Raw genomic sequence first — 13,957 nt, 5'->3', positions numbered from 1 at the left:
AGTCGCACGGCCTCAAGCTTGAACTCGAGGGTGTATTTAACGCGGTCTGTCTTGAGCTTAGTCATGTCGTATCCTTGCGGCTATTGAGGCACCTGGCAAGGGATACGTTTTTCAGGGGCAAGGTCAGTTTTCGCCGTCGCCGTACTGAGCGAGCACTCTACGTGCCAGCTCCGGGATAACCATCGCTTCTGCTATACCTTCAACCAAAATAGAGCCTTTCGAAAAAAGCAGGTTGGATTTAGTGACATCGAGCCACCGGTCGATGAATTTCCGGCTTGACTCTGGAAGTCCACACGTCCGCAGGGGTATCGCTACCGGGGTGCATTTGTTGGAGAGATGGATGATTTCATCAACTGACACTGCGGATGAAATTACCGTCGAATGGGTGGTTACAATCACCTGGATACTTTTTTCTTTGGCCACAGTGCTGAGATGCTTCAGGAGACGTATCTGAAGCTGAGGATGAAGGTGGGCTTCGGGCTCTTCAATCAGCAGAAGTCGCAAGTACGTTTCTTCCCCGCGCTCCTCCTCAACTTCTAACGTAAGCTCAGCCAGAATCGAAGCAATATAGAGCAGGTTGTTGTAGCCAAGACTGTTTTCTTCTAGAGACCGGAACTGCGTAGCGTCGGCCGCAGCGAGACTCGGAAAATATAGCAATCGCAGACCTTCAACGATGCGTGAAAAGCTCACTTCCGAGAACTGAATGTGTGTGTTCTGGGACAGGTGCATACCTAACGCGGCCCTCAAGCTATTCCCAATTCGTTCATTTGCTTGCTTGATTGCGTAGTCGTCGCTCGCGGAAAGCTCTTGGTTGAACGCACCAACTCGCTCCTCCAGTGGATGCGGTTTACCCTCCTTACGAGCGATGTCAAGCTCCTTGCGGCAGAGCGCCTTCAGAAGTCGGGCTAGACGGGACTGGCGCCCATCCCGGAGTTTTGTTTCCGCATCACGCAGAGGCGGTAAGTAGATACAGTGAATAAGATCAAGGGTCTCGGTTTCCAGCGCTGTAGCTCGTGCATAACCACCATAAAGCTGGCTTTTGAACCGTCCCCGAGATTCCAAATTGAGCGCGGTAAAAGTGAGTTTTGCCTCCTCTTCGTTGCCGCACCAATCCCTGAAAGCAATTGCGTCATTCTCATCCAGGTCAGAAAATGTGGCTTGAATATCAATCCTTTGCGCTGTTACTGCTTCCTCGTGAAATCCACGATGAAAATCTCTCTCGTTGATCAAACGTTTGCCCGATTCAGAGTCATTAAAGAGCTGGCGGACGGCTGCGACGACACCTGTTTTACCGGCTCCATTCTCGCCTACTAAAACATTGAGACCATCGTGGAATTCAATCGTGAAAGGCTCGCCGAAGCATTTGAAACCGTGAATATCTAAAGTACGTAAATACATGAGAGTCCTTTCGTCCTGAGAATCCATCGTGCCGTAGTAGGCCCATCATTACATAACAAGCTTAGCCGGCAAGGGTAAGCGTAGAGGTAACGCCTCCGGATGATGCCATGGAGAGGTGGAAGTCCAACAGTTATAGCCAGCGCCTTCGAAACGACCATATTGGCAGAATTGTGCAGGTGTAGTGATTTAATGATTCCGGACACTCATTTAGGCGAGAATCGCCAGATATAGAGGTGTGTGGTGACCAAGCAACGCCGTACCTTTTTCGCTGAATTCAGACGCGAGGCCGCAGGCCTCGTGCTCGATCAAGGTTATAGCCATATCGAAGCCTCCTGCTCGCTTGGGGTGGTCCAGTCAGCGCTGCGTCGCTGAGTGAGCCAGCTTCAGCAGGAGCGCAATGGCGTAACGCCTCAGGGCAAAGCCCTGACGCCCGACCAGCAGAAAATCCAGGAACTGGAAGCCCGGATCGCCCGTCTTGAGCGGAAGAAATCCATTTTAAAAAGGCCACCACGCTCTTGATGTCGGGAGAGCACGAGCGCATGCGCTGATTGATCAGCTCAGTGCACATGAGCCAATCGAGTTGCTGTGCGAAGTGTTCGAGATACCTCGCTCATGCTGCTAAGAGCATTGCCTGCAACTCTGAGCCCAAAACGCTGAGCAGATTCGTCTATGCAGTCGCGTCAATGAATTATTCGGGCAAAGTCGAGGTCCTGCCGGCAGCCGCCGTATAGGTGCGATGATGCAGGAGGATGGCGAGTAAATCGGTCGGTTCAAGGTGCGTGGCTTGATGCGGGAACTGGATTAATCAGCAAGCAACCTGGCTCCCATGCTTATAAGAAAGCAACACTGGAGCGACCTGACATTCCCAATATTTTGAATCGGGAGTTCGATGTACCCAAGCCCAATCAGATCTAGTGTGGCGACATCACCTATATCTGGGCGCAAGGAAAATGGCATTACCTGACAGTGGTGATGGATCATTATGCGCGTCGGGTAGCAAGCTGGGCGTTTCGAAAAAGCCGGATACGGACTTGGTGATCAAGGCGCTGGACATGACCTATGAACAATTCGGTAAACCTCATCGCCTGCTGTTTCACTTCGATCAGGGCGCCCAATCAATATGGGAGCAGACAGTTTCGCCAGCGGCTTCGGCAATGCCTCATACGCCAGAGCATCTGACGACTACACACCCAGCCGTCACCGAGAAGGTGAGCTGTCGAGATAATACCTTGAAAGGCTTTATTTATATGGTGTCCCAGGCGGGGTTCGAACCTGCAACCTTCCCCTTAGGAGGGGGATGCTCTATCCAATTGAGCTACTGAGACACTGCGTGCCGACACACCGATCGGTGCCAGCGAGGACGGCGTGCATCTTAGCGGCATGTGGCGCTTTTGTCATGTCGTCATTGTCCTTCGACCCTGTAGCCGATGTCGCCTGGAAATACGGCCCGATAAACCGATCATGCAATTTGCAACACCCCAAAAAGCCATCATTGCAAAACGCACTGTAGAGCACTTTTTTTGATTTAATAAGTAATTGATTTAAAAGGATTTTTTATCATTTTCTGATTGGCATGCAGACTGCATTATTGATATCTGTGGAACACATCTCATCCCAAACGGTCGGGCACAGGTACTGGAAAATGAACAAGACTCTCTCAGCGTTGAATGCGGCAGCTCTGGTGGCTCTGGTGGCATTTCATTTCCAGGATTCTGGTATCAAGGACGCTCAGACCATCACGCCTGCTCCTGTCCACCACCAGATCAGTCAGGCGCCAAAGCTGGCAATCATGACTGACCGCGTTGCAAGCGCAGCGATGCTGGCCAATGACGATGATGAGTCACTTCAGTTTCCACGCGCCGAACAGCGCTGGGTTTTCTGATAACGCCCGCAACGAGCCTTTCAAGAGAGAGTAGCCATGTCAAAATCCGCGTTGTCATTTCTGGTCCTAGCGATCATGGCTGTCGTTGCCGACCTTTTGCTTCCTGTTAATGCACAAGCCATGAGTATCGCTGCAAATATCGCCGCCGGCGTATTCGCCAGTCTCTTCGTGGTTGCGCTGTTCGTCGGTCGTCGCTTCAAATTCGACCCGGTGCTTCGCTGACAGCGAAGCTACCTGCAGCAATTTGCCCGGTCGCCTGACCGCTCGCATCCAGAATTTCCCCCTCCTTTAAAAGAAACCTCCTGCATCGCAGCCAACCCTTGGTCGGCTAACCTCGCTCACGCTGAATTTAGACGCATACTCAGAGTCAAATTGCCATGACTGCTAAAAAGGCTCGGTGGCGTGCCCTTTTATCCGGGGAAAAATGCGATGACTTTGCAAATTCGCTCGCATTTCTGATAATTGGTGCTGGCAATACGCCGCTACCTGAGTCAATATTTGTCACAGAATTGACGCCAAGGATTCGACGTAATACGGCATGATGTCGGCCCCTTGGAACCCCGGTTGAACATTTGGCCAAAATGATTGTCAGACTGTGACAATCTTGCGGCCACTTGCTAGAACCGCTTCCCCTGAACTAACCGGTTAAATATATGAGCCCTATGAAACAGGCTACTTATTCCAGCCGCACGGCTGACAAGTTCGTCGTTCGCCTACCAGACGGCATGCGTAATCGTGTGCAAGAGGTAGCCAAGAATCATCACCGCAGCATGAACTCGGAGATCATTGCTCGTCTCGAGCAAAGCCTGATTCAGGAAGGTGCTCTTGGTGATGAACCAAGCCTGCGTCTCGATAGTCCTGAGCTGTCCTTGCACGAACGCGAGCTGCTGCAACGCTTTCGTCAGCTTTCACATCGTCAACAGAACGCACTTGTTTCGCTGATTGCTCATGACACGGAACTCGCTTCCGAAGAGTCCTGAGACTTGGTGTAACAGACAAAGGCCAGCGAAAGCTGGCCTTTTTCGTTGTAGCCTTTTTCGTTGTAGCCTTTTTCGTTAGTAGTCGCAGGTTTAGTGGCAGTACATGGCAACCCGAAGACTTCGTCGGGGCATAAAAAAACCGCCTGATCATGGCGGTTTTTTTATTTTAAGAGCCTATCTTGAGGCAGAGCTTAGAGCAGAAAGATCGTCGCCAGCCCCAGGAAGATGAAGAAGCCGCCGCTGTCGGTCATCGCCGTAATCATGACGCTTGCACCCATGGCAGGGTCTCGCCCCAGGCGCGCCAGCGCCATAGGGATGGAAACACCCATCAGCGCCGCCAGCAGCAGGTTGAGCGTCATGGCTGCGGTCATGACCACGCCGAGCGACCAACTGCCATACAGCATGTAGGCGACCACGCCGATCACCCCACCCCAGAGCAAACCGTTGATCAAGCCGACAGCCAGTTCCTTGCGCAGCAGGCGGGCCGTATTACCGGTATTGACCTGATCCAGCGCCATCGCGCGCACGATCATGGTGATGGTCTGATTACCGGAGTTGCCACCAATCCCGGCCACGATAGGCATCAGCGCAGCGAGTGCCACCAGCTTCTCGATGGAGCCTTCGAACAGGCCGATCACGCGCGAAGCCAGGAAGGCCGTGACCAGATTGACTGCCAGCCAGGCCCAACGGTTACGCAGGGAACGCCATACCGACGCGAAAATATCTTCTTCTTCGCGCAGACCCGCCATGTTGAGGACTTCGCTTTCGCTTTCCTCACGAATCAGGTCGACCATTTCATCGATGGTCAGACGGCCGATCAGCTTGCCGTTCTTGTCCACAACCGGGGTGGAGATCAGGTCGTAACGCTCAAAGGCCTGTGCAGCATCGTAGGCATCGTCTTCCGGGTGAAAGCTGACCGGATCGTTGGCCATGACTTCGCCAACCTGCTTCTCCGGATCATTGACCAGCAGGCGCTTGATCGGCAGTACGCCCTTGAGCACGCCTTCGGAGTCGACCACAAACAGTTTGTCGGTGTGGCCCGGCAGCTCTTTCAACCTGCGCAGATAGCGCAGCACGACTTCAAGGCTGACGTCCTCACGGATCGTCACCATCTCGAAGTCCATCAGCGCACCGACCTGATCCTCGTCATAGGACAAAGCCGAACGGACGCGCTCACGCTGTTGTGAATCCAGTGCCTCCATCAGCTCGTGAACGACATCGCGGGGCAACTCGGGAGCAAGGTCGGCCAGTTCGTCGGCGTCCATGTCCCGTGCCGCCGCGAGCAACTCGTGATCATCCATGTCGGCGATCAGGGTTTCACGAACGGAATCGGATACTTCAAGAAGAATGTCGCCGTCGCGCTCGGCCTTGACCAGCTGCCATACGGTCAGACGATCTTCCAGAGGCAGGGCTTCGAGGATATAGGCGACGTCGGCAGAGTGAAGGTCTTCGAGCTTGCGTTGCAACTCGACGAGGTTCTGCCGGTGAACCAGGTTTTCTACACGGTCCTGATGCTGACCTTCCTGACGATGGGTCAGGTCTTCAACAATACGCTGGCGCTGCAGCAGATCGACGACCTGAGCCAGGCGATCCTGCAAGCTTTCCTGCGTTTTTTTTACTTCTCTTTCGGTCATAGGCGAACTCCACTCCCAGCAGCGGAGCACGCCGGGAGATCAATCAGTTAATTCATGATTGTTGAAAAACATTATTGAGTAACGACTGGGTAAGTCCATGGAGGTGTTCCACAAGCCCCGGCGGAGCTGACGGGCGCAATGATACACCGCTTTGAGCGAAGCGCATGCGAGAAATTCAGCTTATAACAACCGTTTGCAGCGCAAACCTGCACAACTCTGTTAGCCAGCCCGGCTTCAACGTCACATTCAGCCAAGAAAACGCGCTCGCCGCCCACAGAGGCTGCGGCTAGGCTTGCACGACACCCTGTCATGGAGGACTTGAGCATGCGCACAGCCGTTCATCTATCCCTGTGGAGCGCTCTACTCTGCGCTCCCGCACCTGCCACCGCCAGCACTGTTCATCGCTGCGAGGACGCTTCCGGAAAGATCATGTTCACTACCCTCGGCTGCCCGGAAGGCCACAGCACCCGTATGCAGAGGGCCTTCAATGCGCCGCCGGGAACCAACATCGACCTGCTTCCACCCGCAAACCTTTCAGCGCCAACACTCCGAAAGCCCGCGAGGCAGGAACTGGTGGTGGTCGGCACGCGCGATGATGGTTGCGGCAACCGCCTGAGCGCCGAACAACGTCGGGCAGCGATCATCAACCAGCACACACCTCCCGGCATGACGCAGCGTGATGTTGAGAGCCTGCTGGGACGTCCGGACAAAGTCACCAACCGTAATGGCGAATTGCATTACGTGTACAACCAGAAAAAGGGTCGCAGCAATAATGTGACATTTGACGAGAATGGATGCGCTAAAGGAAAACGCTAGAAAGCAAAAAGCCCACATCTTTCGATGTGGGCTTTTCGTTGTATGGTGCACTCGACAGGATTCGAACCTGTGACCGCTCGGTTCGTAGCCGAGTACTCTATCCAGCTGAGCTACGAGTGCATTGGTGTTTTTAGACCAGATCACCTCTGGTTGAAGCCAGTTATCGGAAACCTTGTAATTGATTACAACGCTTCAAACAACTTTAAATGGTGCACTCGACAGGATTCGAACCTGTGACCGCTCGGTTCGTAGCCGAGTACTCTATCCAGCTGAGCTACGAGTGCATGTGTTGGTGCCGCGCATTATAGGTCGTAAAATTGTTTAGTCAAGCACTTTTTCTAGTAAATTCAACAACTTACCGATCAAGCCCAATCTTACGCACTACATAAATAATGGCGGAGAACGGGGGATTCGAACCCCCGACACCCTTTTGAGGTGTACTCCCTTAGCAGGGGAGCGCCTTCGGCCACTCGGCCAGCTCTCCGCAACACGGGGCGTATAATAACCACCCTTTTCCCCGTTTGCAAACCAAAAATTCAATAAAAATTAATGGCTTGGTTCTTCGTCCTTCTCTTTCTTGATGCGAAGGTAAATCTCTTCACGGTGGACAGCGACTTCCTTGGGCGCATTGACACCAATACGCACCTGATTACCCTTCACTCCGAGCACGGTCACGGTAATCTCACCGTCACCAATGATCAGGCTTTCCGCGCACCGACGAGTCAGAATCAGCATACTTTTCTCCTTACGCCTTTATTCAGGGACAACAGTCTGCAAACCAGTAGGCATCGACCTGTAGCACAAGGCCACAACCCTTACCTGTGTATCGACTAACGCAAAGAAAACCACAGCCTTTCTGCGCAGCACCCGAAAGACGCGGTCAGACCGCGCCCTTCGACGACAGGATCACTCACCCTGCCGCGGAGCATCCAGCTCAAAAGCCGTGTGCAACGCGCGCACAGCCAACTCCAGATACTTCTCTTCGATGACCACGGAAACCTTGATTTCCGACGTGGAGATCATCTGTATATTGATACTCTCCTTGGCCAATGCTTCAAACATACGGCTGGCAACGCCTGCGTGCGAGCGCATGCCGACGCCGACAATAGACACCTTGGCGATCTTGGTATCGCCGGACACTTCACGAGCGCTGATTTCACGCGCGGTGGTCTCAAGCACCTGCAAGGCCGCCTGATAGTCGTTGCGATGGATCGTGAAGGTGAAATCGGTAGTGTTATCGTGCGAGACATTCTGCACGATCATGTCCACTTCGATATTGGCCGCGCTGATCGGGCCGAGAATCTTGAACGCTACGCCGGGGGTGTCTGGCACACCACGGATGGTCAGCTTGGCTTCATCGCGGTTGAAGGCGATGCCGGAAATGATCGGCTGTTCCATGGATTCCTCTTCATCGATTGTAATGAGGGTGCCCGGCCCCTCTTTGAAGCTGTGCAGAACGCGCAGCGGGACGTTGTATTTGCCGGCGAACTCGACCGCCCGGATCTGCAGCACCTTGGACCCGAGGCTGGCCATTTCCAGCATCTCTTCGAAGGTGATCTTGTCGAGGCGCTGAGCCTGCGACACGACACGCGGGTCGGTGGTGTACACACCATCGACGTCAGTGTAGATCTGGCACTCGTCAGCTTTCAGCGCTGCGGCCAGTGCTACCCCGGTGGTGTCCGAGCCACCACGGCCGAGGGTGGTGATGTTGCCGTGCTCATCGACGCCCTGGAAACCGGCGACCACCACTACACGACCTGCTTTCAGGTCGGAGCGGATCTTCTGGTCGTCGATCTGCAGGATGCGCGCCTTGTTGTGCGCGCTGTCTGTGAGGATACGGACCTGATTGCCGGTGTAGGACACCGCAGGCACGCCACGCTTCATCAGCGCCATCGCCAGCAGCGCGATGGTGACCTGCTCGCCCGTGGAGACGATCACGTCCAGTTCACGGGGAACCGGCTGATCACTGATCTGCCTGGCCAGCTCGATCAAACGGTTGGTTTCGCCGCTCATGGCTGACAGCACGACCACCAGGTCGTCTCCAGCCTCACGGAATTTCTTGACCTTGTCGGCCACTTGCTCGATGCGCTCTACAGAGCCCACCGAGGTGCCGCCAAATTTCTGTACGATTAAAGCCATCTCAAAGCCGCCTCAGAACCCGTTAAGAGCACCTATTAACCCATTCAAATCCTTGCAAGGCCTGTCAGAAATCGACAGGCCAGCAGACTCGACTCAGATACCCTGCTCTACAAAAGGAACGGCCAGGGCCAGCGCTGAATCCAGCGCACCTGCATCGACACCACCGCCTTGAGCCATATCAGGACGCCCACCGCCTTTACCGCCGACAGCGGCAGCCGCCTGCTTCATCAAATCACCGGCTTTGAGTTGGCCAGTCAGGTCCTTGGTCACGCCTGCGACCAAGACAACCTTGTCCTCATGAACACTGCCGAGCAGGATCACTGCGCGGCCGAGCTTGTTCTTCAACTGGTCGACAAGCGCCAGCAGCGCCTTGCCGTCCTGGCCATCCAGGCGCGTAGCCAGAACCTTGACCCCTTTGACATCCAGCGCGGCAGACGACAGGTCGTCGCCGGCTGCGCTGGCTGCCTTGGCTTGCAGTTGTTCCAGTTGTTTTTCCAGCAGACGGTTGCGCTCAAGCACAGCCGTCAGCTTGTCCAGCAGGTTGTCGCGATTGCCTTTGACCAGCGTCGCGGCTTCCTTGAGTTGATCTTCGGCCGCATTCAGCCAGGCCAGCGCAGCAGCACCGGTGACCGCCTCGATACGCCGCACACCTGCTGCCACACCGCCTTCACTGACGATCTTGAACAGCGAGATGTCACCGGTACGGCTGGCGTGGATACCACCGCACAGCTCGACGGAAAACTCGCCGCCCATACTCAGCACCCGAACGCTGTCGCCGTACTTCTCGCCGAACAGCGCCATGGCACCTTTCTTTTTCGCGGTGTCGATATCGGTTTCTTCGGTTACCACCGGTGTGTTTCTGCGAATCTCGGCGTTGACTATATCTTCCAGCGCACGCAGTTGCTCGGGCTTGATCGCCTCGAAATGGCTGAAGTCAAAGCGCAGACGCTGACTGTCAACCAGCGAGCCTTTCTGTTGAACATGCTCACCCAGCACCTGACGCAATGCGGCGTGCAGCAGGTGAGTGGCCGAATGGTTCAATTTGGTTGCATCGCGAACTTCATCGGCCACCTGTGTTTCAACCTGGGCGCCGACGCTCAGGCTGCCGGAGGCCACAACACCGTGGTGCAGGAACGCACCGCCAGTCTTGGTGGTGTCACTGACATCGAAACGCACATCACCGGCATGCAGGAAACCACTGTCACCGATCTGACCGCCCGATTCGGCATAGAACGGGGTGGTGTCGAGAATCACCACGCCCTCTTCGCCTTCATTCAGGTGAGTGACCGACTGACCTTCTTTATACAGCGCCACAACGCTGGCGCTGCCAGTCGTTGCAGAGTAACCGGTGAACTGCGTTGCGACGTCGACCTTGACCAGGCTGTTGTAGTCCATGCCAAACGAGCTGGCCGAACGGGCGCGCACGCGCTGGGCGTCCATTTCACGCTCGAAGCCGGCTTCGTCCAGGGTCAGATTGCGCTCGCGGGCGATGTCACCCGTCAGGTCCATCGGGAAACCGTAGGTGTCGTACAGCTTGAACACGACTTCACCCGGCACCACGGTGCCTTTGAGGTCAGCCAGATCCTGTTCAAGAATTTTCAGACCCTGTTCAAGGGTCTTGGCGAACTGCTCTTCTTCACCTTTCAGCACGCGCTCGATATGCGACTGCTGTTGCACCAGCTCAGGGAACGCAGAGCCCATTTCGGCCACCAGCGCGGCAACGATCTGGTAGAAGAAACTGCCTTTGGCGCCCAGCTTGTTGCCGTGACGGCAGGCGCGCCGAATGATGCGGCGCAGCACATAGCCACGACCTTCGTTGGAAGGCAGCACGCCGTCCGCGATCAGGAAACCGCACGAGCGGATGTGGTCCGCCACGACCTTCAGTGAAGCCTGGTTGTCATTGCTGCAACCAATGGCCTTGGCCGATGCAGCCAGCAGGCTCTGGAACAGGTCGATTTCGTAGTTGGAATGTACGTGTTGCAGAACCGCACTGACGCGTTCAAGCCCCATACCGGTATCGACCGAGGGCGCTGGCAGCGGGTGCAACACGCCATCAGCCGTTCGGTTGAACTGCATGAATACATTGTTCCAGATTTCGATGTAACGGTCACCGTCTTCTTCTGGCGAGCCTGGCGGGCCACCCCAGATTTGCGGGCCGTGATCGAAGAAAATCTCGCTGCAAGGACCGCATGGTCCGGTATCGCCCATGGTCCAGAAGTTATCGGAGGCGTAAGGCGCGCCTTTGTTGTCGCCGATACGAACCATGCGCTCGGCAGGCACGCCGATCTCTTTGGTCCAGATGTCGTAGGCTTCGTCGTCGGTCGCGTAGACCGTGACCCAAAGTTTTTCCTTGGGCAGGTTCAGCCATTTCTCGGAGGTCAGGAAGGTCCAGGCGTAGGTGATGGCATCACGCTTGAAATAGTCACCGAAGCTGAAGTTGCCCAGCATTTCGAAAAAAGTGTGGTGACGAGCGGTATAGCCGACGTTTTCCAGGTCGTTGTGCTTGCCACCGGCACGCACGCATTTCTGACTGGTAACGGCGCGGGTGTAGGCGCGTTTTTCCTGGCCCAGGAAGCAATCCTTGAACTGGTTCATGCCTGCGTTGGTGAACAGCAGGGTTGGGTCATTGCCCGGAATCAAGGAGCTTGAAGCGACACGGGTGTGGCCTTGCTCTTCGAAGAAGCCAAGGAAGGCTTCACGGATTTCTGCGCTTTTCATAGGTTCTTCCACGGAGACTGCGGCCAGAGGCAAGTGCAAAACGTCAAATGACGTAGCGACGGCAAAGGGCCGCATTATATAGGCGTTGCGCCCTCGGTACAGTGTGTTTGTGCGATAGAAACAAGTAACTGGATTATCGGGATCTCATGAGTGTTCAAAGGCTGCAAATGCAGCGATGATCTGTTCAACCTGTGCACGCGACACATTCAGATGGGTCACCATGCGCAGTCGCGACGCGGCAATGAGCACGATGCCACGCTCGGCGCAGAACGCCTTGAGTGATGCGGCGCGCTCACCAATCTGCACGTAGACCATGTTGGTCTGCACCGGCTCGACGGCGTAGCCAAGCCCGCTCAGGCCCTCGGCCAGAAACGCTGCATTGGCATGGTCATCCGCCAACCGTTCGACCTGATGATCCAGCGCATAGAGCCCTGCCGCAGCCAGCCCTCCGGCCTGACGCATGCCGCCACCGAGCATTTTGCGCAAGCGACGCGCTCTGGCGATCAATGGCTGCGATCCGCACAGCACCGAGCCGATCGGTGCGCCCAGGCCCTTGGAAAGGCACACCGAAACCGAATCGAAGTGCCGGGTAATCTCGCGGACATCGACGCCCAACCTGACCGATGCGTTGTACAGCCGTGCGCCGTCCAGATGAAGGGCGAGGCCTTTTTCCAGCGTCAGTGTGCGTGCGGCGGCCAGGTATTCCAACGGTAGCACCTTGCCCTGCATGGTGTTTTCCAAGGCCAGCAGGCGTGTGCGGGCAAAGTGAAAGTCATCGGGCTTGATGGCGTCTAGCACCTGCTTCAGGTCCAGCGAGCCATCGGCCTGCACGTCCAGTGGCTGCGGCTGGATGGAACCCAGCACCGCTGCACCGCCGCCTTCGTACTTGTACGTGTGTGCCTGCTGGCCAACGATGTATTCATCGCCACGCTCACAGTGCGCCATTAGCGCCAGCAGATTACTCATGGTGCCTGACGGGACAAACAGCGCGGCATCAAACCCGAGGCGCTCGGCGAGCGTCGCTTCGAGCAGGTTGACGGTAGGGTCCTCACCGTAGACGTCATCGCCGACGGGCGCACGCGCCATGGCATCCCGCATACCGGGCGTAGGCAGAGTCACTGTGTCGCTGCGCAGATCGATGACAGTCACGAAAAAGCTCCCTGAAGTTGAAGATCGATAATGCATGCAACCTTTGGCTTGCAACAAGGCATTACTGAGGCCGCAGTACATGATAATCAAGCACCGCCGCTCTCGATACTCCGTGCCCTTATAAGAAAAAGGTAGGTGCACCGTACGAAAGTGTCCATGCATGATCCAGCGAACTGTGATAAAAATCCTGCGCCGGCCACGTAAAGTGCCGGCAACGTTCTCAGGGCGGGGTGCAATTCCCCACCGGCGGTAATGGCGCGCAATGCGTCTAGCCCGCGAGCGCTTGGGGGTCGCAGCTTTGGCTGGCGATCGGCAAGGTCAGCAGACCCGGTGTGATTCCGGGGCCGACGGTCATAGTCCGGATGAAGAGAGAGCGGGATTGGTGTCTGCAAGAACGTCTGCAAAACCTCATCATGAACGACATCGTTCAGGAGGCTTTCCTACGCGACTTGAATCCCTTTCGATCCAAACGCCCTGTTTTTTCCATAAACAGGAGTCAGAACACGTGCAACCTACTGCAATCGACAGCAAAAGCAAAAGCCACCCGAACGAACGCGTCGCCTTTATCCAGGCCTGCTGGCACAAGGATATTGTCGATCAAAGCCGTAAAGGTTTTATCGCCGAGATGGCCAATCATGGCTATGCGGAAAGTGACATCGACATCTTTGAAGTGGGCGGTGCCTTCGAAATTCCGCTGCATGCAAAACTGCTGGCCAATACCGGCCGCTACGCTGGCATCGTCGGCGCTGCACTGGTAGTGGACGGCGGCATCTATCGCCACGAATTCGTTGCGCAGTCAGTGGTCAGTGCGCTTATGCAGGTCCAGCTGGAAACCGAAGTACCGGTGTTTTCCGTGGTCCTGACACCGCACCACTTCCATGCGGGTGAAGAACACCAGAAGTTCTTCTTCGATCACTTCTCGCACAAAGGCGAAGAAGCGGCGAAGACCTGCGCTGACACCTTGAACAAGGTACGCAGCCTGCGTCGCCTGGACGCTCAGCAAAAAGCGGCCTGCTGAAACGCGTAGGTGTGACGCAGAGCGTCACGAACTGCATGCCAATGCGGAGCATTGGCACGATAGGTGTTCTCCAGGACACCTATCGTTGCTCACGCCCCAGTGGACTGCCCCCCGAAAGTTGGACAGTTTTAGCGCGCCGCCTGAGCCCTGTATTTTACGGGGCTCAAGCCGTTTAGCTTCAGCTTGATGCGGTCATTGTTGTAGTAGCGGATGTACTCATCCA

At 55.6% G+C, this 13,957-nt stretch carries 11 protein-coding genes, 4 tRNA genes, 2 pseudogenes and 1 riboswitch; of the genes and pseudogenes, 6 read left to right on the top strand and 11 right to left on the bottom strand.

Features of this window, described 5'->3' with window-relative positions:
* Nucleotides 1-150: 150 nt before the first annotated feature.
* Nucleotides 151-1,398 (bottom strand): annotated as a pseudogene (locus RGM3321_RS00670) (AAA family ATPase); the annotation flags it as partial.
* 297 nt (nucleotides 1,399-1,695) lie between these two features.
* Between RGM3321_RS00670 and RGM3321_RS00665 the strand changes: the two are divergent.
* Nucleotides 1,696-2,574: pseudogene (locus RGM3321_RS00665) on the top strand (IS3 family transposase); the annotation flags it as partial.
* Nucleotides 2,575-2,646: 72 nt separating this feature from the next.
* Here RGM3321_RS00665 and RGM3321_RS00660 read toward each other — a convergent pair.
* Nucleotides 2,647-2,723 (bottom strand) — tRNA-Arg (locus RGM3321_RS00660).
* A 317-nt stretch (nucleotides 2,724-3,040) separates the two neighbouring features.
* Between RGM3321_RS00660 and RGM3321_RS00655 the strand changes: the two genes are divergently transcribed.
* From RGM3321_RS00655 to RGM3321_RS00645, 3 genes are all read left to right on the top strand, one after another.
* Nucleotides 3,041-3,280 (top strand): hypothetical protein, encoded by a 240-nt coding sequence (locus RGM3321_RS00655; RefSeq protein WP_244391128.1) that lies wholly within the window; start codon nucleotides 3,041-3,043, stop codon nucleotides 3,278-3,280.
* 36 nt (nucleotides 3,281-3,316) lie between these two features.
* Nucleotides 3,317-3,502 (top strand): PA3371 family protein, encoded by a 186-nt coding sequence (locus tag RGM3321_RS00650; protein WP_003369912.1) that lies wholly within the window; start codon nucleotides 3,317-3,319, stop codon nucleotides 3,500-3,502.
* A gap of 431 nt (nucleotides 3,503-3,933) precedes the next feature.
* Nucleotides 3,934-4,260: an Arc family DNA-binding protein gene (locus RGM3321_RS00645; protein ID WP_002554423.1), complete on the top strand. Its 327-nt coding sequence runs from the start codon at nucleotides 3,934-3,936 to the stop codon at nucleotides 4,258-4,260.
* Nucleotides 4,261-4,451: 191 nt separating this feature from the next.
* Here RGM3321_RS00645 and mgtE read toward each other — a convergent pair whose 3' ends face one another.
* Nucleotides 4,452-5,894 carry a magnesium transporter gene (gene mgtE / locus RGM3321_RS00640; RefSeq protein ID WP_002554424.1) on the bottom strand — a complete coding sequence of 481 codons (1,443 nt, stop codon included), beginning with the start codon at nucleotides 5,892-5,894 and terminating at the stop codon, nucleotides 4,452-4,454.
* Nucleotides 5,895-6,218: 324 nt separating this feature from the next.
* Here mgtE and bamE point away from each other — a divergent pair, with 324 nt between their 5' ends.
* A complete protein-coding gene (gene bamE, locus RGM3321_RS00635) occupies nucleotides 6,219-6,710 on the top strand; it encodes an outer membrane protein assembly factor BamE (RefSeq protein WP_244391127.1) in 492 nt (163 codons plus the stop codon).
* 43 nt (nucleotides 6,711-6,753) lie between these two features.
* Here the strand turns inward: bamE and RGM3321_RS00630 are convergent.
* The 7 genes from RGM3321_RS00630 to ltaE all read right to left on the bottom strand — a co-directional run bounded on the left by RGM3321_RS00630 (nucleotide 6,754) and on the right by ltaE (nucleotide 12,716).
* Nucleotides 6,754-6,830: transfer RNA gene (locus RGM3321_RS00630), tRNA-Arg, on the bottom strand.
* Between the two features lie 87 nt (nucleotides 6,831-6,917).
* Nucleotides 6,918-6,994: transfer RNA gene (locus RGM3321_RS00625), tRNA-Arg, on the bottom strand.
* A 109-nt stretch (nucleotides 6,995-7,103) separates the two neighbouring features.
* A tRNA-Ser gene (locus RGM3321_RS00620) sits at nucleotides 7,104-7,194 on the bottom strand.
* Between the two features lie 62 nt (nucleotides 7,195-7,256).
* Nucleotides 7,257-7,445, bottom strand: a complete 189-nt coding sequence (gene csrA, locus RGM3321_RS00615) for a carbon storage regulator CsrA (protein ID WP_002554426.1) — start codon at nucleotides 7,443-7,445, stop codon at nucleotides 7,257-7,259.
* Nucleotides 7,446-7,616: 171 nt separating this feature from the next.
* The gene (locus tag RGM3321_RS00610; protein ID WP_005731386.1) at nucleotides 7,617-8,849 is read right to left on the bottom strand and encodes an aspartate kinase; all 1,233 of its coding nucleotides are present in this window, start codon (nucleotides 8,847-8,849) and stop codon (nucleotides 7,617-7,619) included.
* Nucleotides 8,850-8,942: 93 nt separating this feature from the next.
* Nucleotides 8,943-11,567 carry an alanine--tRNA ligase gene (alaS, locus tag RGM3321_RS00605; RefSeq protein ID WP_244391125.1) on the bottom strand — a complete coding sequence of 875 codons (2,625 nt, stop codon included), beginning with the start codon at nucleotides 11,565-11,567 and terminating at the stop codon, nucleotides 8,943-8,945.
* A gap of 144 nt (nucleotides 11,568-11,711) precedes the next feature.
* Nucleotides 11,712-12,716, bottom strand: coding sequence for a low-specificity L-threonine aldolase (ltaE, locus tag RGM3321_RS00600; protein ID WP_244391123.1), 1,005 nt, complete (start codon nucleotides 12,714-12,716; stop codon nucleotides 11,712-11,714).
* Between the two features lie 212 nt (nucleotides 12,717-12,928).
* Nucleotides 12,929-13,095: riboswitch (FMN riboswitch) on the top strand.
* Between the two features lie 126 nt (nucleotides 13,096-13,221).
* On the opposite strand from ltaE, the gene RGM3321_RS00595 reads away from it, so the two are divergent.
* On the top strand, nucleotides 13,222-13,734 hold the full coding sequence (locus RGM3321_RS00595) for a 6,7-dimethyl-8-ribityllumazine synthase (protein ID WP_005746300.1): 513 nt from the start codon (nucleotides 13,222-13,224) through the stop codon (nucleotides 13,732-13,734).
* Nucleotides 13,735-13,862: 128 nt separating this feature from the next.
* On the opposite strand, the gene RGM3321_RS00590 is transcribed toward RGM3321_RS00595, so the two are convergent.
* Nucleotides 13,863-13,957 (bottom strand): IS3 family transposase (locus RGM3321_RS00590; protein ID WP_244391129.1); only part of this gene is annotated, 95 nt, incomplete at its 5' end.

Source organism: Pseudomonas sp. RGM 3321 (assembly GCF_022836805.1).
Taxonomy (GTDB): Bacteria; Pseudomonadota; Gammaproteobacteria; order Pseudomonadales; family Pseudomonadaceae; genus Aquipseudomonas.
The sequence above is the reverse complement of the archived record's forward strand: the minus strand, read 5'-3'. Positions and strand labels throughout refer to the sequence as shown.